28 protein-coding genes are annotated in these 23,775 nt (G+C 70.4%); 22 read left to right on the top strand and 6 right to left on the bottom strand.

Going from position 1 to position 23,775, the window contains the following annotated elements; translation table 11 throughout:
• The first annotated feature begins 123 nt into the window (after window positions 1-123).
• The 4 genes from leuC (at window position 124) to ABD830_RS24415 (ending at window position 2,716) form a co-directional block, all read left to right on the top strand.
• On the top strand, window positions 124-1,509 hold the full coding sequence (leuC, locus tag ABD830_RS24430; protein WP_344991504.1) for a 3-isopropylmalate dehydratase large subunit: 1,386 nt from the start codon (window positions 124-126) through the stop codon (window positions 1,507-1,509).
• Between the two features lie 14 nt (window positions 1,510-1,523).
• Complete coding sequence (gene leuD, locus ABD830_RS24425; RefSeq protein WP_344991501.1) at window positions 1,524-2,111, top strand: 3-isopropylmalate dehydratase small subunit; 588 nt, start codon at window positions 1,524-1,526, stop codon at window positions 2,109-2,111.
• Window positions 2,090-2,317: an SCO5555 family protein gene (locus tag ABD830_RS24420; RefSeq protein WP_344991498.1), complete on the top strand. Its 228-nt coding sequence runs from the start codon at window positions 2,090-2,092 to the stop codon at window positions 2,315-2,317. Before leuD ends, ABD830_RS24420 begins: the two co-directional genes overlap by 22 nt.
• 99 nt (window positions 2,318-2,416) lie before the next feature.
• The gene (locus ABD830_RS24415) at window positions 2,417-2,716 is read left to right on the top strand and encodes an HU family DNA-binding protein (protein WP_344991495.1); all 300 of its coding nucleotides are present in this window, start codon (window positions 2,417-2,419) and stop codon (window positions 2,714-2,716) included.
• 84 nt (window positions 2,717-2,800) lie between these two features.
• Here the strand turns inward: ABD830_RS24415 and ABD830_RS24410 are convergent, their stop codons facing one another.
• Window positions 2,801-3,040: a hypothetical protein gene (locus ABD830_RS24410; RefSeq protein ID WP_344991491.1), complete on the bottom strand. Its 240-nt coding sequence runs from the start codon at window positions 3,038-3,040 to the stop codon at window positions 2,801-2,803.
• A 56-nt stretch (window positions 3,041-3,096) separates the two neighbouring features.
• Here ABD830_RS24410 and ABD830_RS24405 point away from each other — a divergent pair, with 56 nt between their 5' ends.
• Entirely contained in the window at window positions 3,097-4,308 is a 1,212-nt protein-coding gene (locus tag ABD830_RS24405) for an MFS transporter (RefSeq protein WP_344991489.1), read from the top strand.
• A 40-nt stretch (window positions 4,309-4,348) separates the two neighbouring features.
• Here the strand turns inward: ABD830_RS24405 and cofC are convergent, their stop codons facing one another.
• Window positions 4,349-4,981, bottom strand: coding sequence for a 2-phospho-L-lactate guanylyltransferase (gene cofC / locus ABD830_RS24400; RefSeq protein ID WP_344991486.1), 633 nt, complete (start codon window positions 4,979-4,981; stop codon window positions 4,349-4,351).
• 134 nt (window positions 4,982-5,115) lie between these two features.
• Between cofC and ABD830_RS24395 the strand changes: the two genes are divergently transcribed.
• From ABD830_RS24395 to ABD830_RS24385, 3 genes are all read left to right on the top strand, one after another.
• Window positions 5,116-5,772: a lysophospholipid acyltransferase family protein gene (locus ABD830_RS24395; protein WP_344991483.1), complete on the top strand. Its 657-nt coding sequence runs from the start codon at window positions 5,116-5,118 to the stop codon at window positions 5,770-5,772.
• A gap of 4 nt (window positions 5,773-5,776) precedes the next feature.
• Window positions 5,777-6,787 carry an NAD(P)H-dependent glycerol-3-phosphate dehydrogenase gene (locus tag ABD830_RS24390; protein WP_344991481.1) on the top strand — a complete coding sequence of 337 codons (1,011 nt, stop codon included), beginning with the start codon at window positions 5,777-5,779 and terminating at the stop codon, window positions 6,785-6,787.
• A gap of 74 nt (window positions 6,788-6,861) precedes the next feature.
• On the top strand, window positions 6,862-7,956 hold the full coding sequence (locus ABD830_RS24385) for a D-alanine--D-alanine ligase family protein (protein ID WP_344991479.1): 1,095 nt from the start codon (window positions 6,862-6,864) through the stop codon (window positions 7,954-7,956).
• Window positions 7,957-7,993: 37 nt separating this feature from the next.
• Here ABD830_RS24385 and ABD830_RS24380 read toward each other — a convergent pair whose 3' ends face one another.
• On the bottom strand, window positions 7,994-8,425 hold the full coding sequence (locus ABD830_RS24380; protein ID WP_344991477.1) for a DUF3515 family protein: 432 nt from the start codon (window positions 8,423-8,425) through the stop codon (window positions 7,994-7,996).
• Between the two features lie 13 nt (window positions 8,426-8,438).
• Complete coding sequence (locus ABD830_RS24375) at window positions 8,439-8,672, bottom strand: Lrp/AsnC family transcriptional regulator (protein ID WP_344991475.1); 234 nt, start codon at window positions 8,670-8,672, stop codon at window positions 8,439-8,441.
• Between the two features lie 53 nt (window positions 8,673-8,725).
• Between ABD830_RS24375 and ABD830_RS24370 the strand changes: the two genes are divergently transcribed.
• The 3 genes from ABD830_RS24370 to thiD all read left to right on the top strand — a co-directional run bounded on the left by ABD830_RS24370 (window position 8,726) and on the right by thiD (window position 12,341).
• Window positions 8,726-9,685 (top strand): thiamine-phosphate kinase, encoded by a 960-nt coding sequence (locus ABD830_RS24370; RefSeq protein ID WP_344993002.1) that lies wholly within the window; start codon window positions 8,726-8,728, stop codon window positions 9,683-9,685.
• Between the two features lie 269 nt (window positions 9,686-9,954).
• Window positions 9,955-11,538: a hypothetical protein gene (locus ABD830_RS24365; protein WP_344991472.1), complete on the top strand. Its 1,584-nt coding sequence runs from the start codon at window positions 9,955-9,957 to the stop codon at window positions 11,536-11,538.
• A gap of 17 nt (window positions 11,539-11,555) precedes the next feature.
• Window positions 11,556-12,341 carry a bifunctional hydroxymethylpyrimidine kinase/phosphomethylpyrimidine kinase gene (gene thiD, locus ABD830_RS24360; RefSeq protein WP_344991469.1) on the top strand — a complete coding sequence of 262 codons (786 nt, stop codon included), beginning with the start codon at window positions 11,556-11,558 and terminating at the stop codon, window positions 12,339-12,341.
• Between the two features lie 166 nt (window positions 12,342-12,507).
• On the opposite strand, the gene rpmB is transcribed toward thiD, so the two are convergent.
• The gene (gene rpmB, locus ABD830_RS24355) at window positions 12,508-12,693 is read right to left on the bottom strand and encodes a 50S ribosomal protein L28 (RefSeq protein WP_043618345.1); all 186 of its coding nucleotides are present in this window, start codon (window positions 12,691-12,693) and stop codon (window positions 12,508-12,510) included.
• A 230-nt stretch (window positions 12,694-12,923) separates the two neighbouring features.
• On the opposite strand from rpmB, the gene ABD830_RS24350 reads away from it, so the two are divergent.
• The 8 genes from ABD830_RS24350 to mutM all read left to right on the top strand — a co-directional run bounded on the left by ABD830_RS24350 (window position 12,924) and on the right by mutM (window position 20,829).
• Window positions 12,924-14,471: a DAK2 domain-containing protein gene (locus ABD830_RS24350; RefSeq protein WP_344991466.1), complete on the top strand. Its 1,548-nt coding sequence runs from the start codon at window positions 12,924-12,926 to the stop codon at window positions 14,469-14,471.
• Between the two features lie 102 nt (window positions 14,472-14,573).
• Window positions 14,574-16,751 carry an ATP-dependent DNA helicase RecG gene (recG, locus tag ABD830_RS24345; RefSeq protein ID WP_344991463.1) on the top strand — a complete coding sequence of 726 codons (2,178 nt, stop codon included), beginning with the start codon at window positions 14,574-14,576 and terminating at the stop codon, window positions 16,749-16,751.
• 261 nt (window positions 16,752-17,012) lie between these two features.
• Complete coding sequence (gene rsmD, locus ABD830_RS24340) at window positions 17,013-17,579, top strand: 16S rRNA (guanine(966)-N(2))-methyltransferase RsmD (RefSeq protein WP_344991460.1); 567 nt, start codon at window positions 17,013-17,015, stop codon at window positions 17,577-17,579.
• 14 nt (window positions 17,580-17,593) lie between these two features.
• A complete protein-coding gene (coaD, locus tag ABD830_RS24335) occupies window positions 17,594-18,070 on the top strand; it encodes a pantetheine-phosphate adenylyltransferase (RefSeq protein WP_344991457.1) in 477 nt (158 codons plus the stop codon).
• A 53-nt stretch (window positions 18,071-18,123) separates the two neighbouring features.
• Window positions 18,124-18,693 (top strand): YceD family protein, encoded by a 570-nt coding sequence (locus ABD830_RS24330; protein WP_378520763.1) that lies wholly within the window; start codon window positions 18,124-18,126, stop codon window positions 18,691-18,693.
• 1 nt (window position 18,694) lies between these two features.
• Window positions 18,695-18,874 (top strand): 50S ribosomal protein L32, encoded by a 180-nt coding sequence (gene rpmF / locus ABD830_RS24325; protein WP_139632166.1) that lies wholly within the window; start codon window positions 18,695-18,697, stop codon window positions 18,872-18,874.
• Window positions 18,875-19,158: 284 nt separating this feature from the next.
• Window positions 19,159-19,878: a ribonuclease III gene (gene rnc, locus ABD830_RS24320; RefSeq protein ID WP_344992999.1), complete on the top strand. Its 720-nt coding sequence runs from the start codon at window positions 19,159-19,161 to the stop codon at window positions 19,876-19,878.
• A 105-nt stretch (window positions 19,879-19,983) separates the two neighbouring features.
• Window positions 19,984-20,829, top strand: coding sequence for a bifunctional DNA-formamidopyrimidine glycosylase/DNA-(apurinic or apyrimidinic site) lyase (gene mutM / locus ABD830_RS24315; RefSeq protein WP_344991452.1), 846 nt, complete (start codon window positions 19,984-19,986; stop codon window positions 20,827-20,829).
• Here the strand turns inward: mutM and ABD830_RS24310 are convergent.
• Window positions 20,777-21,940 carry an MFS transporter gene (locus ABD830_RS24310; RefSeq protein ID WP_344991449.1) on the bottom strand — a complete coding sequence of 388 codons (1,164 nt, stop codon included), beginning with the start codon at window positions 21,938-21,940 and terminating at the stop codon, window positions 20,777-20,779. The two genes, mutM and ABD830_RS24310, sit on opposite strands and share 53 nt — an antisense overlap.
• 91 nt (window positions 21,941-22,031) lie before the next feature.
• Between ABD830_RS24310 and ABD830_RS24305 the strand changes: the two genes are divergently transcribed.
• From ABD830_RS24305 to ABD830_RS24295, 3 genes are all read left to right on the top strand, one after another.
• Entirely contained in the window at window positions 22,032-22,934 is a 903-nt protein-coding gene (locus tag ABD830_RS24305; RefSeq protein WP_344991447.1) for a LysR family transcriptional regulator, read from the top strand.
• 22 nt (window positions 22,935-22,956) lie between these two features.
• Window positions 22,957-23,244 carry an acylphosphatase gene (locus tag ABD830_RS24300; RefSeq protein WP_344991446.1) on the top strand — a complete coding sequence of 96 codons (288 nt, stop codon included), beginning with the start codon at window positions 22,957-22,959 and terminating at the stop codon, window positions 23,242-23,244.
• Window positions 23,245-23,434: 190 nt separating this feature from the next.
• The gene (locus tag ABD830_RS24295; protein WP_106249247.1) at window positions 23,435-23,629 is read left to right on the top strand and encodes a hypothetical protein; all 195 of its coding nucleotides are present in this window, start codon (window positions 23,435-23,437) and stop codon (window positions 23,627-23,629) included.
• Window positions 23,630-23,775 lie beyond the last annotated feature (146 nt).

Genomic DNA, 23,775 nt, shown 5'->3' with positions numbered 1-23,775 from the left:
ATGAGAAAGCAAGTCGGAGGCAAACTCCCCGGAAGGGGTGTACCAGTCCCCGAAGCGGCGACCAGCGGGGACCGGGCCTCAGAAGTGGTGCGATGGCGCATCGCGAACTATCAGGAGGAGATCATGGGCCGCACACTGGCCGAAAAGGTCTGGGAGCAACACGTAGTCCGGCGCGCCGAGGGCGAACCGGACCTGCTCTACATCGACCTGCACCTCATCCACGAGGTGACCAGCCCGCAGGCGTTCGACGGGCTCCGTCTCGCCGGTCGGAAGGTGCGGCGGCCCGATCTCACGATCGCCACCGAGGACCACAACGTGCCGACCGTGCTCGGCCCGATCGCCGACCCGGTGTCCAAGACGCAGGTCGAGACGCTGCGCAAGAACGCCGCCGAGTTCGGCATCAGGCTCCATCCGATGGGCGACGCCGGTCAGGGCGTGGTGCACATCATCGGCCCGCAGTTCGGGCTGACGCAGCCGGGCATGACGATCGTGTGCGGCGACTCCCACACGTCGACGCACGGCGCGTTCGGCGGCATCGCGTTCGGCATCGGCACCTCCGAGGTCGAGCACGTGCTGGCCACGCAGACGCTGCCCGCGTACCGGCCCAAGACGATGGCCATCGAGGTCTCCGGCGAGCTGCCCACGGGCGTCACGGCCAAGGACCTGATCCTGGCCATCATCGCCAAGATCGGCACCGGTGGCGGCCAGGGCTACATCGTGGAGTACCGCGGCGAGGCCGTCCGCAAGCTCTCCATGGAGGGCCGGATGACGGTCTGCAACATGTCGATCGAGGCGGGCGCCCGCGCCGGCATGATCGCGCCGGACGAGACCACGTTCGAGTACCTCAAAGGCCGCCCGCACGCGCCCGAGGGCGAGGCGTGGGACCAGGCCGTCGAATACTGGAAGTCGCTGCGCACCGACGACGACGCCGTGTTCGACAAGGTCGTGGAGATCGACGCCTCGACGCTGACCCCGTACGTCACGTGGGGCACCAACCCCGGGCAGGGCCTGCCGCTGGGCGAGTCCGTCCCGTCCCCGGAGAGCTTCTCCGACCCCGTCGAGCGCTCGGCCGCCGAGCGGGCCCTGCAGTACATGGGCCTGACCGCCGGCACGCCGCTGCGCGAGATCGAGGTCGACACGGTGTTCGTCGGCTCGTGCACCAACGGCCGCATCGAGGACCTGCGCTCGGCCGCCGAGATCCTGCGCGGCCGCCAGGTGAAGACCCGCACGCTGATCGTGCCCGGCTCCATGCTGGTCAAGCTGCAGGCCGAGCAGGAGGGCCTGCACGAGGTGTTCAAGGCCGCCGGCGCCGAGTGGCGCGAGGCGGGCTGCTCGATGTGCCTGGGCATGAACCCCGACACGCTCCAGCCCGGTGAGCGCAGCGCCTCCACCTCCAACCGCAACTTCGAGGGCCGCCAGGGCAAGGGTGGCCGCACCCACCTGGTGTCGCCGCAGGTCGCCGCCGCGACCGCCGTGACCGGCCGCCTCACCGCGCCCGCCGACCTCTAAAGGAGCCACTTCCCATGGACGCTTTCACCACCCACACCGGTACGGCGGTGCCGCTGCGCCGCAGCAACGTGGACACCGACCAGATCATCCCGGCCGTCTGGCTCAAGCAGGTCAGCCGCACCGGATTCGAGAAGGGCCTGTTCGCGGCCTGGCGCGAGGACCCCACGTTCGTGCTGAACGACCCGTCCTACGAGGGCGGCTCGATCCTCGTCTCCGGTCCCGACTTCGGCACCGGCTCCTCGCGCGAGCACGCGGTCTGGGCGCTGCAGCAGTACGGGTTCCGCGTCGTGATCGCCGCCCGCTTCGGTGACATCTTCAGGAACAACTCCACGAAGATGGGCCTGCTGCCGGTCGTCCTGCCGGGCGACAAGGTCGAGGCTCTGCAGACGGCCGTCGAGGCGGACCCGAAGCTGGAGGTCACCGTCGACCTGGCCGAACGCCAGGTCCGCTGGGCCGGCGAGGTCGTGCCGTTCGAGATCGACGACTACACCCGCTGGCGGCTCATGGAAGGCCTTGACGACATCGGGCTGACCCTGCGTCACGCCGACGAAGTGGCGGCGTACGAGAATGGTCGGCAGCCATGGCTGCCGACGACCGTCTAGAAGACGACGAACTGGCGCGGCGGTTGCGCGAGGCGCACCGCCGCGTCCGCATGCTTCCGGCGGCCGAGAAGGCCAGGCTGGCCCGTCGTTACCTCGCGATCTGCGATCTGGCGAAGCGGGATCCGGAAAGAGCCGCCGCCCGCCTTGACGCCTTTCTGGCCTCGCTCGACACGCCACGTAGTGAGGAAAACACGTTCGGTGATTGAGTTCCTCCGTGATCCAGCCTACTTTCGAGCGCGTAAGGGGTTTCTACGTCGAACTCGTGAGCTGGAACCCCGAGCCGTAACTGGGGGAGCAGGACTTTCATGAACAAGCGAGAACTCGTCGAGGCCATCGCGGATCGGGTGGGCGACAGGAAGACGGCCACCGAGGCCGTCAACGCGGTCATCGACGCCATCCAGAAGGCCGTGGCCAGCGGCGACAAGGTCTCGATCACGGGCTTCGGCGCGTTCGAGATGGTGAACAAGCCCGCCCGCACGGCCAGGAACCCGTCCACCGGCGCGGAAATCAACGTTCCCGAGAGCTGGGGGCCGAAGTTCCGCCCGGGATCCGACTTCAAGGAGCTGGTCAACCAGGGCGGCAAGAAAGTCGGAAAGAAGAAGTAGTCACAGCGCAGCTGCACGCCCGGGCCCTGGGCCCGGGCGTTCGCTTTTGGCCGGGCAATCCGCCCGGAGCGTCTCGGCCCTCGATTAGTCGGCGTCGTTCGCGGGGCGCGGTTGCGCGAATGCGGCCGGGACCGGGAAGGTCGAGAGCGTGATGTAGGTGATCTCCCCGCCGGCCACCGCGAGGTTGACCCGCTGGCCCGTGCGCAGCAGCCGCAGCGGCCCCGCGTCGAAGGCGGGCGTGCCGAACTCCAGCACGGTCCCGTCGTCCAGGAACACCGTGCCCGATCGCGTGGCCTCGTCGAAGCTGCGTACCGTCCCCTGCACGCAGATCAGCGTAATTGGTTTGCCCCTGCCCTGCGAGGCAAGAAAGATCTCTTGTCATGGTGCGTGCGGGCGACTTCTGGCGATTCGTGTGGGCGAACGGTGTCACGCAGATGGGCACCCAGGTCACGGTCGTCGCCCTGCCGCTGACGGCGCTTCTCGTCCTGGACGCCGGAGCCTTCGAGCTCGGCCTGCTGTCGGCGGCCGAGATGCTCGCCTTCCTGCTGATCGGCCTGCCCGCGGGCGTGTGGGTGGACCGGGCGCGCCGCCGCCCGATCCTCATCTGGTCCGACGTCGCGCGCGGCGTGGCGCTGCTGTCGATCCCGGTGGCGGCCTGGCTCGGCGTGCTGACGCTGCCCCAGCTCTACGCCGTCGCCCTGGTGCTGGGAGTGGGCACGGTCTTCTTCGACGTCGCCCACATGAGCTTCCTGCCCGCCATCGTGACCAAGGACCGCCTCGAACGCGGCAACGGCGTCCTGGAGGTCACCAGGACCGCCTCGCTGCTCGCGGGGCCGGGCGTCGGAGGCTGGATGGTGGCGGCGTTCACCGCGCCGATCGCGCTGCTCGCCGACGCCGTCAGCTACCTCGTCTCGGCACTCCTGCTGTCGGGCGTGCGGGCTCAGGAGAGCCCGCGGCGCGGCGAGCGCAGGTTACTGCGGCACGAGGTGGCCGAGGGCATCACGTTCGTCGCCAAGGAGCGGGTCCTGCGCAGGATCGCGGTCGTCGGCGCGCTGACCATGATGGCCAACAGCATCTGCGCGGTCGGCCTGCCGCTCTACCTGTTCAAGGAGCTCGGCCTCGGCTCGGGCCTGTACGGGCTGCTGCTGTCGGCCGCCGCCGTCGGCTCCCTCGTGGGCGCCGCGCTGGTGGCCCGCGTCACGGCCCGCTTCGGCACCGGCCGCACCCTGTACGGCTCCGCCGTCCTGGCGACCCTGCTCTACCTGCCCGCCCTGGCGACCGGCCCCGGCTGGCGGCTGCTGATCTATCCGGTGGCCGCGTCGCTGTTCGGGATGGCCAGCTCGATCTTCGGGATCGCCCAGCTCAGCTACCGTCAGCGCATCACCCCCGAGCACCTGCTCGGCCGGGTCAACGCCAGCATGCGCTTCCTGATGTGGGGCGCCTTCCCGCTGGGCGGCCTGGTCGGCGGCGCGCTGGGGGAGTGGTTCGGCGGCTACGCGGTCTTCGCCGCGGGCGTGGCCCTGACGGGCCTGTCACATCTGGCGGTGGTGACCTCGCCCGCCATCATGAAGGCGCCCGTGCCCCTCTCATGAGAGCCACAGCTCGGTTCTCATGAGAGCCACAGCTCGGTTCTCATGAGGGCCACAGCTCGGCGACCACCGCGGCCGTGTGCCGGCCGAGGCCCAGCGCGATGGCCGCGCGCAGGTCGTCGGGGGTGTCCACGTCACGCCGTACGGAGTCGATCCCCGGCAGGCACAGCTCCTTGGCCCCGCCCGCCAGATGCCTGGCCCGCGACTCCCCGCCGAACCTCGGCGTGAACGGCATGCCGGGCCGTACCCCGTAGAAGGTCGTCCCGACGTCGAGCGCGTCCGGCACGAACGCCTGGTCCAGCTCGGCCGCCGCCGACAGCGCCACCCCCAGCTCCGACGAGCGCAGGGCAGGAAGGTCCGCCTGGAGCGCCCCGACCGCGTCGCCGGGCGCGACGCGTACGGCGTGGGCGGCCCCCGTCCGCAAGGCGGTGTTCAGCCCGCGGTCCGGGTCGCGCACCACCTCGGCCCCCAGCGCGCCCAGCGGCCCCGCGGCGGCGGGATCGGCCGTCACCACGATCACCCGGGCGACGTGCGCGCACGCGAGCGCCGCCGCCACGGTGTCGCTGGCCACTGCCACTGCCAGCCGGATGCGATGCGGGCCCGTCGCCGCGGCCAGCCTCGTCTTCGCCGCGACCAGCGTCTTCACCGGGATCACCAGAGACCAGCGGATGCTCATAGTCTTAAGGATCCCGCCTCGACATCCCGCGCGGCCACCCGGGAGACTTGGGGCGCACCCCGTAAGTGTTGGAGGAGTCCATGAGCCGCCCCACGCGCCCGTCGCGTTTCTGGGAAACTTTGGCAGTAGTTATCGTGAAACCACTGTCCCGGCTCCTGGTCAAGAGGGACTGGCGCCGAGGGGAGCGCATCCCGCGCACCGGCGGCGTGATCATCGCGACCAACCATCTCTCCTGGACCGACCCCGTCCTGCTCTCCCACTTCCTCTACAACAACGGCCGCTGGCCGGTGATCCTGGCCAAGGCCGCGCTGTTCAAGGTGCCGTTCCTGGGCAGGGCCGTGACGGGGCTGCTCGCCATCCCCGTCTACCGCGACAGCGCAGAGGCGGCCAATTCGCTGCACGTCTCCGCTCAGCGGCTCAAGGACGGCTGCGCGATCCTGTTCTACCCCGAGGGCACCTGCACCCGCGACCCTGGCCTGTGGCCCATGGTGGGCAAGACGGGCGCGGCCCGGCTGGCGCTGGAGAGCGGCGCGCCTGTCATCCCGGTGGCGCACTGGGGCGCGCATGAGCTGCTGCCCTATGGGGAGAAGAAGCCCAGACTGTTCCCGCGCAAGACCTTCCACGTGACGGTGGGGCCCCCGGTGGACCTGTCGAAGTACGAGGGCAGGCCGATGCACGCGAGCGTGTTGCGCGAGGCGACGGCCGACATCATGGCGGCCATCACCGAGCAGCTCGCCGAGCTGCGCGGCGAGAAGGGTCCCGAGACTCCCTACGATCCGTCCAGGCGGTGATGGCATGACGAAGGTGGCCGTTTTCGGCACGGGTTCGTGGGGCACCACGTTCGCGATGATCCTCGCGGAGGCCGGCAACGAGGTCACGCTGTGGGGGCGCAGGCGTGAGCTGGTCGAGGCGATCGACCGCGACCACATGAACCCCGACTATCTGCCGGGCGTCTCGCTCCCCGAGAAGCTGCGCGCCACGACCGACCCGGCGCGGGCGCTCGACGGGGCCGAGTTCGTGGTGCTGGTCGTGCCGTCGCAGCAACTGCGGCCCAACCTCGCCGCCTGGCGCGAGCACATCCCGCCGAACGCGGTCCTGGTGAGCCTGATGAAGGGCATCGAGCTGGGCACGACCAAGCGGATGAGCGAGGTCATCCGCGAGGTCGCCGAGGTCCCCGAGGAGCGCGTCGCGGTCGTCTCGGGTCCCAACCTGGCCAAGGAGATCGCCGGGCGCCAGCCCGCCGCCACGGTCGTCGCCTGCGCCGACAAGTCGGTCGCCGCCCGTCTCCAGGCGATCTGCCACCTGCCGCCGTGGTTCCGCCCGTACACCAATCCCGACGTGGTCGGCGTCGAGCTCGGCGGCGCCGTGAAGAACGTGATCGCGCTGGCCGTGGGCGTCTCCGCGGGCATGGGCATGGGCGACAACGTCAGCGCCATGCTCATCACCAGGGGGCTGGCCGAGATCTCCCGCCTGGGGGCTGCGCTCGGGGCCGACCAGCACACGTTCGCGGGGCTCGCCGGGATGGGAGACCTCGTGGCGACCTGCACCTCGCCGCTGTCGCGCAACCGCACCTTCGGCGAGAACCTCGGCAGGGGCATGACCCTCGAGGAGGTCGTGGCCGCCACCAAGCAGACCGCGGAGGGCGTGAAGTCCTGCGAGTCCGTCCTGGAGCTGGCCAGGAAGCATGACGTCGAGATGCCGATCACCGAGGTCGTCGTCGGGGTGGTGCACGACGGCATGTCTCCCGCCGAGGCGGGCATGCTGCTGATGTCCCGCTCACCGAAACCCGAGCGTTACGGCATCTAACACACCGGGAGAAAGACCTGATTACGGCGTGCTCGGCTCGCTGTGACCGGGACACCCCGGTAGATTCGGACACCATGAGCAAGCCACGCGTCGCCGTCGTTTTCGGAGGCCGCAATTCTGAGCACGCCGTGTCCCTGATGGGCGCGGGCAGTGTGCTGGATGCGATCGACAGGAGCAAGTACGAGGTGATCCCCATCGGGATCGCCCAGGACGGCAGGTGGGTGCTGGCCGCTTCCGACCAGCGGTTCGCCATCGAGTCGGGCGAGCTGCCCGTCGTCGACACCTCGGGCGCGGCGCTGGCGCTGCCGTCCGGGGGGAGTGCGCTGGTGGCGTACGACTCCGGCAGCATCCCCGTGGAGCTCGGCTCCGTGGACGTGGTCTTCCCCGTCATGCACGGGCCGTTCGCCGAGGACGGCACGATCCAGGGGCTGCTGGAGATGGCGGGGGTGCGCTATGTGGGCTCCGGCGTGCTGGCCAGCGCCGTGGGCATGGACAAGGCGTACATGAAGACCGTGATGGCCGCCGCGGGCCTGCCGACCGGTCCCTATGTCGTCGTACGCGACCGCGACTGGCGGCTCGACCGTGGCCGCGTGCTCAAGGAGGCGGAGTCGCTCGGCTGGCCGGTGTTCGTCAAACCCGCCAGGGCCGGCTCGTCGCAGGGCATCTCCAAGGCCTCGGACCTGGCGGAGCTGGAGGCGGCCGTGGAGTTCGCCAGGCAGCACGACCCCAAGGTGCTCATCGAGGCGGCGATCGCGGGCCGGGAGATCGAGTGCGCGGTGCTGGAGTCGCTCGGCGACGAGCCCGCGGTGGCGTCGGCGCCCGGCGAGGTGAAGGTCGAGGGCGGCCAGGAGTTCTTCGACTTCGAGGCGAAGTACTACCCCGACCAGATGTCGCTCACCGTGCCCGCCGACATCCCCGAGGAGACGGCCGAGGAGCTGCGGGCGATGGCGGTGCGCGCGTTCGAGGCGCTCGACTGCGAGGGGCTCGCGCGGGTCGACTTCTTCTACACGCCCGACGGCGAGCTGGTCCTCAACGAGATCAACACCATGCCCGGCTTCACGTCGCTGTCGGTGGCGCCGCAGCTCTGGGCCGCCTCGGGCCTGGACTACCCGGCGCTGGTCGACCGGCTCATCCAGCTCGCGCTGTCACGGCCGACAGGGCTGCGTTGACATCTCATCCAGTGGCTTGTGCTGCCCCGGCCGACGCTCAGCGGGGCGGCGTCGAGACCTGGGAGATCGGCTTCGACAGGTCCGCGAGCACCTCGGCGGCCACGTGGTCGCCGCCGACCGTGACCTCCACGTAGGCCGTGTCCGTCACCGCGGTGAACAGGGTGGGCTTGTCCGGATCGGCGAACCAGCCCACCCCGCCGACCTCCTGGAGCTGGTCGGTGGGCGCCATCCTGGCCGGCCTCGGCACGCCGCAGCGCAGCGCGATGGCGGCATCGCCCCAGACGGCCACGTACGGCGACTCCGGTGTGGAGGTGCCACGTCCGGCGCCGTCGAGCGTCTGGGGCAGCAGCTTCGCCAGCTTGTCGCAGGCCGCCACCGCGTCGCCCTGGGGCTTGGGCGGATCGACCTGCACGGTGCCGCCGCAACCGGCGAGTGCCAGGAGAACGAGCAGGACGGCGGCGGCACGCATGCGACGACTACCTTCAGATGTGAACGATCGGACAGGTAAGAGTACGCGTGATGCCCTCCACTGCCTGAATCTGAGCCACCACGAGCTTGCCCAGCTCGTCGACGTTGTTGGCCTCCGCGCGCACGATGACGTCGTAGGGACCCGTCACGTCTTCTGCCTGGGTGACGCCGGGAATCCCGGAAATCTCCTGAGCCACCGCGGCAGCCTTGCCGACCTCGGTCTGAATAAGGATGTAGGCCTGCACCATCACGTCCTCCCAGGCGATTGGATCACGCCGAAGGGCCACCGTACCCTGTGTGCATCAGGAGGTGCGTCATCACAGTCGGAGATCTCGGCGAATTCGGAGTGATAAATCGTATTACCGGACGTCTGCCCCAGGGCGCGGCAGTGATGCTAGGCCCGGGTGACGACGCCGCTGTCATCGGCGCGTCCGACGGCCGTGTGGTGGTCTCGACGGATCTGCTGATCGAGGGCAGGCACTTCCGGCGCGATTGGTCCAGCGGCTATGACGTGGGCCGCAAGGCCGCGGCCCAGAACCTCGCCGACGTGGCGGCCATGGGCGCCGAGCCGACGTCCATCGTGGTCGGGCTGGGGATGCCCGCCGACCTCCCGTTGAAGTGGCTGGACGACCTCACGGACGGGTTCCGCGACGAGTGCGCCGTGGTCGGGGCGAGCGTGGCCGGGGGCGACATCACGAGATGCGACCTGGTGGTCATCGGCGTGACCGCGCTGGGCGACCTGGGCGGACGGGCGCCCGTGACGCGCTCCGGGGCCAGGCCCGGGCAGGTGGTGGCGGTGACCGGCCGGCTGGGGTACGCCGCCGCCGGGTGGGCGCTGCTGGAGGCGGGCGTGCCGCTGAACGCCGTTCTCGAGGAGGCCGTGGTGGCGCATCGGCGGCCCTGCCCTCCGTACGCGATGGGGCCGCAGGCGGCGGCGCTGGGCGCGAGCGCGATGCTGGACGTCAGCGACGGGCTGCTGCAGGATCTCGGCCACGTCGCCGAGGCCAGCGGCGTGCGTATCGAGCTGGATCCGGGGGCGTTCGCGGTGGGGGAGCCCGTGGCCGTCGCGGCGAAGGAGCTGGGGTCCGACCCACTGGAGTGGGTGCTCACGGGCGGTGAGGACCACGCGCTCGCCGCGGTTTTCCCCTCAGAGGTACGACTGCCGCCATCGTGGCAGGTCGTGGGCCGGGTGATCGAGGGTGAGGGCGTTCTGGTGCGCGGGCGCGAGATCGGCCGGCGCGGGTGGGATCACTTTCGGTAACACCTTGTCCCGATTTACGTGACATTTTCCCGATTTGAGGTGGGACTACGGGGATTGTTGTGACAACGGTGTAGCGAAGGTGTTATGAAGATTGGCGGCCACTGTAACCGCGAGAAAGGGCAGCCATGGGCCGCCACGGCACAGGTGGATCCGACGACGGGGAAGAACGGGGGAGCGACAGCGCATTCTGGGGTCCTGACGAGCAGGCCGAGCCGCCGGGCTGGCCCTCGTTGCCGGACGCACCCGAGGTGACGGGCCAGTGGGCTCCCATGCCGCGGCGCACGGACGGACCGCAGCCGCGCGGGCCGCAGCCCGAGCCGTTCGAGACCACCGGGGCCTTCGCGCTGCCCAACGACCTCGCCGGCGGCGTCTCCCCGGCCAACGACCCCGCGCGTGCCTTCCCGCCGCCGAGCTCAGGGGAGGAGGCCGGGCCGTTCGAGACGACGGGCGCTTTCGTCCGTCCGTCGGAGTGGGGCCCTCCCGCTGACCACCCCGGCCCTGGTGCCGAACGAGGCCCTTTCGACCCGCCTGGTCCCTTCGACGGGCCCATGGAGCGCACGAGCTTCTTCGGCGGCCCGGACGCGCCCGGTCCCTCTGAGCGCACGGCTTTCTTCGGCGGCCCGGACGCGCCCGGTCCCTCTGAGCGCACGGCTTTCTTCGGCGGCCCGGACGCGCCCGGTCCTTCGGAGCGCACGGCCTTTTTCGGCGGCCCGGACGCGCCCGGTCCCTCTGAGCGCACGGCCTTCCTCAACGGCCCCGATGTGCAGGGCGACGCTTTCGCCGGGCCTCATGGCGACCGTACCGGACGGTTCGACGTCCCCATGTCGGCCGGCCCGCCCGAGCCAGGCGACGTCAAGGTGGCCGGGGAGCCGACGGCCGTGCAGACGCCTGCCTGGGCGAACGCCGAGACCGGCTTCCTCGGCCCCGACTGGTCGCAGGACGGCGGCCACGGCGGCTTCGACGAGCCGGACGAGCCCAAGGGCCGCCGTGGGCGCCGTAACGGCGGACGCGGTGGTGGCGGCGACGACGTGCTCGCCGCGCCCTCCTCGGGCGGTGGCAAGGGCCGGGTCGCGCTGCTCTCGGTCGCCGCCGTGGCCGTCGTGCTGGGTGGCACCGTGGCGGGCGTCAAGTTCATGAGCTCGCCGAGCGATCCCGGCAAGTGCGCGGGTAAGACCTGCGCCGCCGTACAGGCGACCAGTAACCAGCCCGGCCCCGACGTCTCCCAGCCGAGCGAGGAGGAGACCGAACCTTCGGAGGAGCCGACGGAGGAGCCGTCCGAGAAGGACACCAAGCCCTCCACGACCCCTTCGCCGACGGCCTCCTACAGCGCCCGCACGCCGCGGCGCACCTCGTCCGCCACGCCGACGCCGACCAAGACCAAGGTGAAGAAGTCCAAGCAGCCGACGGAGGACCCGACACCGCCGCCGGTCGAGGAGAGCGTCTCCGAGACCCCGACCGAGGAGCCGTCGACGCTGGACGACTCCGACACCGGTGGCGCACCCACCAGCGGCGCCACGCCCGTCCCCAGCAATACGGGCACCTTCGGCTCCGGGGCCGGCTCGATGAACGTCCGGCAGGTCATCAAGCAGGGCGTGCTCACCTACAAGGCCGACATGACGCTCAAGAACACGTCCCAGCAGACGATCGAGAACCCCACCCTGTCCGTCCCCGTCGAGGGCAAGGTCATGAGCGTGTCCGGCGCCCAGTGGACCCAGGACGGCGACCTGCTCATCCTCGACCTGTCGGCGTCGCTGGCATCGGGCGACTCGCTCGCCGTCTCGTTCACCGCCACGGGCAAGGGTGAGAAGGCCGCGAACTGCGGGCTGGTCAGCGGGGCCTGCGCCGTCAGCTGAGTGGTTGGATGGGGGATATGACTCCTCCCCGCGTGCTGACCGTCGCCGGCTCCGACTCAGGGGGCGGCGCGGGCATCCAGGCCGACCTGAAGACCATGATGGCCATGGGCGTCCACGGCATGAGCGTCATCGCCGCGGTGACGGCGCAGAACTCGCTGGGCGTCCAGGGCTACTGGGAGCTGCCGCCCGAGGCCGTGCGGGCGCAACTCGACTCGGTGCTCGGCGACATCGGCGCGCAGGCGGTGAAGACCGGCATGCTGGCCTCTCCCGTCCTGGTCGAAACGGTGGCCGGTGTGCTCGGCTCGTACGCCGCCCCGGTGGTCGTGGACCCTGTCGGGGTGTCGAAGCACGGCGACGCGCTGCTCGCGCCCGAGGCCGTCGAGACGGTCCGGACACGGCTGCTGCCCGTGGCCACCGTGGTGACGCCGAACCTGTGGGAGGTGGAGCAGCTCACCTCCGTCAAGGTCGAGGACGAGGACGGGCTGCGTCGGGCCGCGGACGCCATGCTGGAGCTGGGGCCGACCTGGGCGCTGATCAAGGGCGGCCACCTGCCCGGGGCGCCGGTGGACCTGCTCACGGACGGCACCAGCGAATACCGCTTCACCGCCGAACGCCTCGACAACCGCCACACCCACGGCACGGGCTGCACACTGGCCTCCGCCATCGCCTCCCGGCTCGCGCTGGGTGACGACGTGCCGGAGGCGGTGGGCAAGGCGAAGGAGTACGTGACGGGGGCCATCGCCCGAGGCTTCCCCTTGGGCGCCGGCATCGGACCGGTGGACCACGCCTGGCGCTGGCGCTGACCGCCGATCCCTGAGCCCCTTCTACGGGCCGCCTGCCGCCGCAGCGCCTGCCATCGCAGCACAGTGCCCGGTGCCGCCAGGACGCCTGTGGTCGCGCCCGAGGCACGAAAACGCGCAAGCCCGCGGCTCCGCAAGGAGCGACGGGCTTGCGCGAGAAAGTGTGGACTTAGCGGGTGACCTTGCCCGCCTTGATGCACGAGGTGCACACGTTCAGCTTCTTCGGCGTGCCGCCGACGACCGCGCGGACCGTCTGAATGTTGGGGTTCCAACGACGACGGGTACGGCGGTGGGAGTGGGACACGTTGTTGCCGAAGGTCGGGCCCTTGCGGCAGACATCGCAGACGGAAGCCACGGTTCGCTCCTTAAAACAGTCGATGTAGCCCTGTCCGCGGATGCTTTCCGGGCGGAGGGCATGCCGGGACAACCGGCCAGCCAGACGAGAATATCCGATCCACACCGATGGGCGCGAACTGGAACGCTGGACCGCAGGCCCGGCGGCGATATTCTCCATCGACAACGGTAGCGCATGAGGGCCGGGAGGTCGGTCGGGGTTGGTCGGTTGGGAATAGGCGGAGGGCGCAGATGAAGATCCTCGACCCGCCCGCGGTGCGCCGCTGGGCCCGCCTGGCCGCCGAGGCGCTGGGCCGGGCCAGAGCGGAGATCGACGCGCTCAACGTGTTCCCGGTGGCCGACGGCGACACCGGCACCAACCTCCACCTGACCATGCTGTCCGCGGCCGAGGCCGTCGAGTCGCTGCCCGACGACGTGGACCCGGCCGTGATGTGGCAGACGCTCTCGTACGGCGCCCTGGTCGGGGCCCGCGGCAACTCCGGGGTGATCGTCAGCCAGGCGTTACGCGGTCTCGCCGAGGTGCTGAAGGACGGCCCCGACCTGCGGGCCGGGCTGCACCGGGCCGCCGTGCTGGCCAGGGAGGCGGTGGCCAGGCCGGTGGAGGGCACGGTGCTGAGCGTGCTGGAGTCCGCCGCGCTGGCCGTACAGGACATGGACGGGGACGATCTGGCCGAGGTGGCGCGGGAGGCGGCGGTTGAGGCCCGCGCCGCGCTGCGCCGCACGCCCGGCCAACTGGAGGTGCTGGCCCGCAGCGGCGTGGTCGACGCGGGCGGCGCGGGCGCGGCGATCGTGCTGGAGACGCTGGCCGCCGTGATCACCGACTCCTACACCGACCACTACGACGTGCCGGCGCCGACCGCCAAGGTCTCGCCGATGACCGAGGTGGGCGCGGGGTACGAGGTGATGTACCTGCTGGAGGCCGACGACGCCGCGGTGGCCGCGCTGCGCGAGGAGCTCGACGCCATGGGCGACTCGCTCGTCGTGGTCGGCGGCGGGGGCCTGTGGAACGTGCACGTCCACGTGGCCGAGGCGGGTCCCGCCGTGGAGGCGGGCGTGCGGGCCGGCCGCCCGCACCGGATCCGGATCACGTACCTGGCCGAGCGCACCCACCGCGGCAGCGCGGGCAGGGGCGTGGTGGCGGTGGCCGCGGGGGACGGGATCGCGGCGCTCTTCGAGGAGTGCGGCGCCGTCGTCGTACGGCGCGCGCCCGGCACGCGGCCCACGCTCTCCGCCATGCTGGCCGCGATCAGGCAGGCCGGCAGCGAGGTCGCGGTGCTGCCGAACGACGAGGGCGTCAGGTCGATCGCCGCCGCGGCAGCGGAGATCGCCCGCGAGGACGGGGTCACGGTCAGCGTGCTGCCCACGGAGGCGACCGTGCAGGGGCTCGCGGCCCTGGCCGTGCACGATCCGCTGCGCCGCTTCGACGACGACGTGGTGGCGATGACCGACGCCGCGGGCCACACACGGTACGGGCACGTGACGGTGGCGGACCGTGAGGCGGTCACGAGCGCGGGCGTGTGCCGCCCAGGGGACGTGCTCGGCATGATCGACGGGGACGTCGCGGTGATCGGCGGCTCGCTCGACCGGGTGGCGACCATGGTCGTGGACCGGATGGTGGCGGGCGGTGGCGAGCTGGTGACCGTGGTGACGGGTTCGGAGGCGCCGCACGGGCTGGCCGAGCGGCTGGAGGAGCACCTGGGACGTACGCGGCCGGACGTCGACCTGGTCGTGTACGACGGCGAGCAGGGCGGCTACCCGCTCCTGATCGGCGTGGAGTGACGTGACAGCGTGGAGTGGCGCCGGCCTGATCGGCGTGGAGTGATGTGACGCCGGGCCGATGAACGGGATTCCTGTCGGGCCGAGGCGGTAGAACTTAATGCCGTGAGCCGTTTCGACGAGCCTCTGACGAAGGCGCTCGACCCGAAGACCGCCAAGCTCCTGCACAGCGTGCTCGAGTTGGAGACGGTCGGCGACCTGCTGCGCCACTACCCGCGCCGCTACGCCGAGCGCGGCGAGCTGACCTCGCTCGACGCGCTGGAGGTCGACGAGCACGTCACCGTGGTCGGCGAGGTGACCAGGCTCATGCGCAAGCCCATGCGCAACCGCGGCGGCACCTGGCTGGAGGTCGAGGTCGTCGACGGGAACGGCAGCAAGATCTACCTGTCGTTCTTCGGCAAGGGCTCCCATGTGGCGGAGTCGCGGCTCAAGCCGGGGCGGCGGGGCATGTTCGCCGGCAAGGTGGGGCTGTTCGGGTCGCGTACGAGCCCGCGCTGGCAGCTCACGCACCCGGAGTTCGAGCTGTTCGAGGAGAGCGAGGCGAGCGCGGAGGAGTTCGCGTCGGCGCCGGTGCCGATCTATCCGGCGGGCAAGGACCTCACGCCGTGGGCGATCAGGCGCGCGGTCGGCGTCGTGCTCGACACGCTGGGCCCGCTCGAGGACCCGCTGCCCGCCGCGCTCCGGGCCCGCCACGGCCTGCAGGATCTGGGCGAGGCGCTGGTGGCCATCCACCGGCCGAAGGACTTCGCCGAGGTGGGGCGGGCGCGCAAGAGGCTGAAGTTCGACGAGGCGTTCGTGCTGCAGTCCGTGCTGCTGCAGCGGCGCCAGGCCGCCGGCGCGCTGCCCGCCAAGGCGAGGCCGGGGCGTGCCGACGGCATGCTGGCCGACTTCGACGCGCGGCTGCCGTTCGCGCTGACGGAGGGGCAGGCGCAGGTCGGTGAGGAGATCGCCGCCGACCTGGCGGGCGAGCACCCGATGCACCGGCTGCTGCAGGGCGAGGTCGGCGCGGGCAAGACGGTGGTGGCGCTGCGGGCGATGCTCCAGGTGGTCGACGCGGGCGGCCAGGCGGTGCTGCTGGCCCCCACGGAGGTGCTGGCCCAGCAGCACCACCGCTCGATCACCAACATGCTGGGCGATCTGGCGCAGGGGGGCATGTTCGGGGGCACGGCGGTCACACTGCTGACCGGCTCGATGGGCGCCGCCGCGCGCCGCGCGGCCCTGCTCGACGCCGCCTCGGGCACGGCGGGGATCGTCGTGGGCACGCACGCGCTGCTCCAGGAGCACGTGCAGTTCGCCGACCTGGGGCTGGTCGTGGTGGACGAGCAGCACCGGTTCGGCGTCGAGCAGCGTGACGCGCTGCGCGAGAAGGCGGGCGGCGGGCGGCCGCACGTCCTGGTCATGACGGCCACCCCGATCCCGCGCACGGTCGCCATGACGGTCTTCGGCGACCTGGAGGTCTCGACGCTGTCCCAGCTCCCGGCCGGTCGCGCCCCCATCTCCACCCACGTCGTCCCGGCGGCCGAGAAGCCGCACTATCTCGAACGCACGTGGCAGCGAGTCCGGGAGGAGGTGGCCCTGGGGCGCCAGGCGTACATCGTGTGCCCGCGCATCGGCGACCTGGAGGGCGACGAGGGCGACCTGGCGGCGGCCGGCGGCGACGACGAGCGCCGCCCGCCGCTCGCGGTCCTCGACGTGGCCGAGCTCCTCAAGAGCGGCCCCTTCCACGACCTGCGCGTCGGCACGCTCCACGGCAAGCTCCCGCCGGAGGAGAAAGACGCGATCATGCGTTCGTTCACGCGGGGCGAGCTGGACGTCCTGGTGGCCACCACGGTCATCGAGGTGGGTGTGGACGTGCCCAACTCCTCCGTAATGATCATTATGGACGCCGACCGCTTCGGCGTCTCCCAGCTCCACCAGCTCCGCGGCCGCGTCGGCCGCGGTGGCCTCCCGGGCCTGTGCCTCCTGGTCTCCGACTTCCCCGAGGGCACCCCGGCCCGCGCCCGCCTGGACGCGGTGGCCGCCACCCTGGACGGCTTCGAGCTGTCGCGCGTGGACCTGGAGCAGCGGCGGGAGGGCGACGTGCTGGGCGCGGCGCAGTCGGGCAAGCGATCGTCGCTGAAGCTGCTGCAGCTGCTGCGGGACGAGGACGTGATAGCCACCGCCCGCGACGAGGCGGCCGCCCTGCTCGCCGAGGACCCGGACCTGAGCACCCACGAGGGCCTGAGGGCCGAGATCGGCCGCTTGCTGGCCGACGAGCGGGCCGAATACCTGGAGAAGACCTGACGCGCCATGTAAAAGGCCCAGCCGCGGGGACGGCCTCCCCCCGAATGCCGTCCCCGGCTGGGCCCACCCTCGGGTCAGGTGCCGAGGGAACCGGCGTGCGGAAGGGCTCACGATCACGCCGGTCGGCCTCCATGTGGGTCACCTTGAAGGCCGCAGAACTCATCATGCGGAACGACCAGGGCGATGTGAATCACCCTTGCGCACTCGAGGGAGACACTTGTCCACTCTTGACCTGCATGAACATGCGGAACAATAGGTCACATGACGCGGATCATCGCAGGCAGCGCGGGTGGCAGGAGGCTGGCGGTCCCGCCGGGGCGTGGCACGAGGCCGACCAGCGACAGGGCGAGAGAAGGGATCTTCTTGACGCTCGACTCGCTGTACGGGCTCGACGGCGTCCGCCTGATCGACCTGTACGCCGGATCCGGGGCGATCGGCCTGGAGGCTCTGTCGAGGGGGGCGAAGGAGGCCGTGCTGGTCGAGTCCGACCCCAGGGCCGTGCGGACCATCAAGGCGAACGTCCAGGCGCTCGGCCTCGAAGGCGCCAAGGTGATCGCGGACAAGGTCGAGCGGCTGCTCGGGAAGGCTCCTGACGAGCCGTACAACATCGTTTTCGCCGATCCGCCCTATGCCACGTCCGACGCCGAAGTGCAGCGCGTCCTGGAGCTGCTGCGGGACAACGGGTGGCTCTCGGATGAGGCGTTGGTGGCATTCGAGCGGGAAAGCAGGGGAAAGGCCTTGATGTGGCCAGAAGGCTACGTTGAGGAGAGGGTCCGTCGTTATGGCGAAGCATCCGTTTGGTACGGTCGCGCCGCCGGGAACCCGTAGACCTGGGAGGCGTCTTGCGCCGCGTAGTCTGCCCGGGGTCGTTCGACCCCATCACCAATGGCCACCTCGACATCATCGGCCGCTCCGCCCGCCTGTATGACGAGGTGACCGTGGCAGTCCTCATCAACGTCGAGAAAAGCAGTCTGTTCACGGTGGACGAGCGAATCGACGTCCTGCAGGCCGTGACCAAGGACTATCCGAACGTCAAGGTGCGGAAATTCCATGGACTGCTGGTCGATTTCTGCAAGCAGAACGACATCCCCGCCATCGTCAAGGGCATCAGGGTGGTCAGCGACTTCGACTACGAGCTGCAGATGGCGCAGCTCAACTACCGCCTGTCAGGGGTCGAGACGCTTTTCATGCCCACCAATCCCGAATACTCGTTCCTGTCCTCCAGCAGGGTGAAGGAGATCGCCAGATATGGTGGGGACGTGTCGGGCCTCGTACCCGATCTTGTGCACAAGCTGCTCATCGAGCGGCTCAGGGGCTGAGCGCGACCTGCTATCCTTTCATTTCGGCCTTGTACGACGGCGATCGTCTCGCCATGCCTAGCGAGAGCAGGATGACTCAGCACCTCGACCCCCGCTCCCCGTGGGTGATCTCTACTCATGACCTGGGAAAGCGGCCGGGCACGATGCGGCAGATGACTCTGACCCTCCCGGCACCGGCGGATCTCGGCGTCGACATGATCGGTGTCCCCAAGGACGCCGAAGTCGAGCTGGACCTCCGGCTCGAAGCAGTGATGGAAGGCGTGCTCGTGTCAGGCACGGCGCAGGCCCCGCTCGCCGGGGAGTGCGCGCGCTGCCTCGACCCGGTCTCCTCGGAGATCGAGGTGGACCTACAGGAGCTGTTCTTCTACTCCGACGAGGACGCCTCGGAGGAGGACTCACTGCTCGACGGTGAGCTGCTCGACCTCGAGCCGACGTTCCGTGACGCGGTGGTGCTGGCACTGCCGCTGAGCCCTGTGTGCCGTGAGGAGTGCGAGGGGCTCTGCACGGAGTGCGGGATCAAGCTGGCCGAGGCCGGCGAGGATCACCGGCACGAGAAGATCGATGCCCGTTGGGCGTCGTTGCAAGGTCTGGTTACCGACAAAGATAACGATCAGGAGAAGTGACGTGGCCGTCCCGAAGCGAAAGATGTCGCGGAGTAACACCCGCCACCGTCGCTCCCAGTGGAAGACGACTGCTGTCGCCCTGGTGAGCTGCCCGCAGTGCCGTTCGCCCAAGCAGCCGCACATCGCGTGCCCCACCTGCGGCACCTACAACCGCCGTCAGGTCATCGAGCCGTCCGCCTGATCAGCGCCTGACAAGAAACCTGTGGTGCTCGGTCGAAGCCGTGGCGGCAGTCCACATCGCAGGTTTCCCATCAGCTCTTGACGTGATGCCGACCGGGTGCCATTGTGCCTCGGTCGGCGTTACCGTCTCAGATGCGTACGGCGGCGGTTCGCCCGCGGCCGTGGTGGACGCCGGGGCTACGCGTTACCCCGACGCCCACCACGTTTTCGGGCATCTTCCGCAGCCGGCGCGCGCCATGCGAAAGATGTCCGAGGAGGAAAGACGTGGGCGCAGGTCCTAAGCCGGTGGCCGTGGAGGTCGCCAGAGACGAGCTTGAGCGGGTCCTGTCGGTCGGGCTCGACCCCGACATCCTGGAGCGGGCGCTGACCCACCGCTCCTACGCGTACGAGAACGGCGGCCTGCCCACCAACGAGCGCCTGGAGTTCCTGGGCGACTCGGTGCTGGGCCTGGTGGTCACCGACACCCTCTACCGCAACCACCCTGACCTGCCCGAGGGCCAGCTGGCGAAGCTGCGTGCCGCGGTGGTCAACATGCGGGCGCTGGCCGACGTGGCCAGAAACCTGGGCCTGGGCCGGTTCCTGCGGCTCGGCAGGGGCGAGGAGGGCACCGGCGGCCGCGACAAGTCGTCCATCCTGGCCGACACCCTCGAGGCGCTGATCGGCGCGATCTACGTCGACAAGGGGCTCGACGAGGCGTTCCGGGTGGTGCACGTGCTGTTCGACCCGCTGATCGTCCGCTCGGCCTCGCTCGGGGCCGGGCTCGACTGGAAGACCTCGCTGCAGGAGCTGACCGCCTCCGAGGCGCTCGGCGTGCCCGAATACCACGTCGAGGAGAGCGGCCCCGACCACGCCAAGTCGTTCACGGCCATGGTGCGGGTCGGCGGCGAGTCGTACGGGTCGGGCACCGGGCGCAGCAAGAAGGAGGCCGAGCAGCAGGCGGCCGAGGCGGCCTGGACCCGCATCAGGGCCAGGCGCGAGCAGCGCGAGAGCCAGCCCGCCGGCTGAACGGGCCCTCCGGATGTGTCCGGAGGGCGAGAATGAGGTTGCCGCCCGAAGCGCCCGGGGCACTGCCCGGGGCGCCCGAAGGTGCCCGAGTCACAGGGGTCTGAGGTGCCTGAGCTGCCAGAGGTCGAGGTCGTCAGGCGCGGCCTCGCGCAATGGGTCACCGGACGCGAGATCGCCTCGGCGGAGGTGCTGCACCCCCGCGCGATCAGGCGGCACGTGCCCGGGGCCGACGAGTTCACGGCCCGGCTGAAGGGCCGGGAGGTGCTGTCCGCCGAGCGCCGTGGCAAATACCTGTGGCTCCGGCTGTCGGGCGCCGAGGAAGCCCTCATGGCCCATCTGGGGATGAGCGGTCAGCTGCTGGTGGTCGACCAGGACTCTCCGCTGGAGAAGCATCTCCGGGTCCGCGTCCGCTTCGAGGACGGCGGCCCCGACCTGCGCTTCGTCGACCAGCGGACGTTCGGCCACGTCATGGTCACGCCCCTGGTCGGCGGCGTGCCGGAGCCGATCTCCCACATCGCTCCCGACCCGTTCGAGGCGGTGTTCGACGAGGCCGAGTTCGCCCGCAGGCTCCGGGCCAGGCACACCGAGATCAAGCGGGCGCTGCTCGACCAGTCGCTGATCAGCGGCGTCGGCAACATCTACGCGGACGAGGCCCTGTGGATGGCCCGGCTCCACTGGGCCAGGCCCACGCACACGCTCACGCGCCCCAAGATCGACGAGCTGCTGGGCGCCGTGCGCACGGTCATGGCGTCCGCGCTGCGGGCCGGCGGCACCTCGTTCGACAGCCTGTACGTGAACGTCAACGGCGAGAGCGGCTACTTCGAGCGCTCCCTGGAGGTGTACGGCCGGCGCGACCTGCCCTGCTCGCGCTGCGGCACCCCGATCAGGCGCGAGCCGTTCATGAACCGGTCGTCCTACTCCTGCCCCAGATGCCAGCGACGGCCGCGGTGAGCACCGCCAGCCCGGCGCCCAGCCACATCGTGGCCGAGATCGAGAACCCGTCCACGACCCTGCCGCCGGCGAACGCGCCGAGCGCGATGGAGACGTTGAAGGCGCTGACGAAGAGCGCCGTGCCGAGCTCGTCGCCGCCCGCACGCATGATCCACAGCTGCAGCGTCACCCCGACGCCCCCGTAGCCCGCGCCCCACACCACCAGCAGGGCCAGGGGAAGGCCGATCGCGGGCAGCGCCGCCGTGGCCAGCGCCATGAGCGTGGCCAGGATGATCAGCACCGGCTTGGGGTTCCTGGCCGCCCACGCGCCCGCGGCGAAGTTGCCGGCCACGCCCGCGGCGCCGTACACGAGGAGGACGGTGCTGACGAGCGCCGGATCGGCGTGCGAGACCTGCTCCAGGAACGGCCGGACGTAGGTGTAGGCCGCGAAGTGGCCGGACACGATCAGGACGGTCATGACGAGGACGGTCCTGAGCGGCCCCGAGAGCCATCCTTGCCGGGTGCCCGAGGTCCGGGCGGAGGTCTCGCCGGGCAGGGGCGGCAGCGTCGCGTACAGGACCGCGATCAGTGCCAGCGCCACCACCCCCATCGCGGCGAACGCGCTGCGCCAGCCCGCGAACGACGAGATGAACGTCGCCGCGGGCACCCCCAGCACCGACGCCACGGAAACCCCGGCCAGGATGATCGACGTGGCCCTGCCGACCGACCGCTCCGGCACCAGCCGCGTCGCCAGACCGGCCGCGAAGGCCCAGAACCCGCCGATGCTCACCCCGGTCAGCACCCGGCCGGCCAGGATGACGGGATAGCTCGGTGCGGACGCGCACACCAGGTTCGCCGCCGTCAGCAGCGCCATCAGCCCGATCAAGACGGCCCGCCGGTCCAGCCGGCGGGTGGTCACCGCCAGCACGGGGGCCGAGACGGCGGCGATCAGCCCAGGGGCGGACATCATCAGCCCGGCCGTCCCGTCGGACACCCCAAGGGTGGCGGCGATCGAGGTCAGCAGCCCGACGGGCAGCATCTCGCTGGTCACGATGGTGAAGGTGCCCACCGCGACCGCCGACACGGCCAGCCAGCGAGCCCTGGTAGCAGGGGAAACTCCGGTCATGGTCATGCCACCCAGCCTTTGCCCGGCCGCCTGCGGGAACAATGGCGAAGTCCGAAGGCTTGGTTTAGGTGGGCTAAGCGATCCGGAGGTTCTGGGGATGGAGTTCAGGGAGCTGGAGTGCTTCGTGGTGCTCAGCGAGGAGCTGCACTTCGCGCGTACGGCCGAACGCCTCTACCTGTCGCCGGGAAGGGTGAGCCAGCTCATAGGCGCGCTGGAGACCAGGATCGGCGGCAGGCTCTTCCAGCGGACCAGCCGCAGGGTGCGCCTCACACCGCTCGGCGAGCGCTTCCTGGCCGATCTGCGCCCCGCCTACGACGGCCTGGCGGACGCGGTGAGCCGGGCCAAGGCGGCGGCCCGCGAGGTGACCGGCGTGCTGCGGGTCGGGTTCCTGTCCACGCCGACGGAGGTTGTCACGGGCAGTGTGCGGGCCTTCGAGCGCCGTTATCCAGGATGCGAGGTGGAGCTGGTGGAGATCCCGCTCTCGGACCCTTTCGGCAGGTTGCGCGCCGGGCAGGTGGACATCGCGTTCACGCTGCTGCCGGTGGACGAACCCGACCTGGCCACCGGGGAGGGGCTGAACGAGGTCTCGTACCAGCTGGGCGTCTCCACGCGGCATCCGCTCGCCGCTCGCGCGGGCATCGCCGCCGAGGAGCTGTCGGACGTGCCCCTGATCAGCCTGGACGGCCCCGCGCCGCGTGCCTGGCTCGAGCGCATGACACCGTCCGCAACCCCATCCGGACGTCCGATTCCCCGGGCCAGTGCGGTGGCCACCAGTCAGGAGGGTCTGATCCAGGTGGCGCTGAACCGGGGTGGCATGCTGTTCTGCACACCGACGGCGGCCCACCACAGGCGTCCGGACGTGGCCTTCGTGCCCGTCACGGGGCTGCGCCCGTCCGTCATGGGCCTGGCCTGGGTGAAGGCCGCCGAGACCGCCGCGATCAGGGCGTTCGACGAGGCGGCGGTCGGGCACGCACTCGGGGTGGAGTCCCTTGTGGCCTGACAGGAGCCAGACAGGAGCGGACATGCAGGAAAACGGGGAGAACGCCCGGTTGACCGCCTGGGTTCGGGGCAGGGTCCAAGGTGTGGGGTTCCGCTGGTGGACCCGTGCCCGGGCACTGGAGCTGGGGCTGCAGGGCTGGGCGCGCAACACGGCCGACGGCCGGGTCGAAGTGGTCGCGGAGGGCCCCCGCGAGGCGTGCGTCAAGCTGCTCGAGCTGCTCAGAGGTTGCGACACGCCGGGGAGAGTGGATGGAGTAGTAGAACGTTGGAGCGAACCTCGAGGTAGTTTGGGTGGTTTTGTGGAACGGTAGGGCCTTCCGTTAAACCGCCCAAATAGGGTATAGTTGTATGTCGGGAGTGCCCATCAGTAGGGCTCAGCGGTTTGTTCGACTTGACCGCCCACACTGCCGGTGCGACTCTTGTTAGGTACCACGCGCACCCCTCCCGCGGAATAGAAGTGCGCGAACCAGTCTGGTCACTCAGCGTGGAGGACCCTTTACCATGGCGAAGGCTCTACTCGGCCACGTCGGCGGTCCTGACCCTCGAATGGTCTCGGAGATGCGCCGCCTGCAGCAGCGTATCCGGGATCTGGAGGCAGAACTCATCCGACTTCAGGCCACCAATGACGCTCTTGCGGCGCAAACCCGCGACGAGGCGATAAGCCGCATGCAAGAGCGCGAGCCGGCACTCACCTGAGAGTGATCGGAGCGCAAGACCCAGGGACGTCTCGGAGAGGCGTCCCTTGTTATTTGTGCGCTTAAGAAAAGCTTCCTTTGCCCAGGTCAATGCGGTCCAGAAGGTACGGGCCCACGTGGCACGGTGCGGACCAGTAGGCTTTCCCG

Origin of the sequence: Nonomuraea helvata (assembly GCF_039535785.1) — a bacterium.
GTDB lineage: Bacteria > Actinomycetota > Actinomycetes > Streptosporangiales > Streptosporangiaceae > Nonomuraea > Nonomuraea helvata.
Note: the sequence above shows the minus strand (reverse complement) of the source record. Positions and strands in the feature narration are given on the sequence as shown.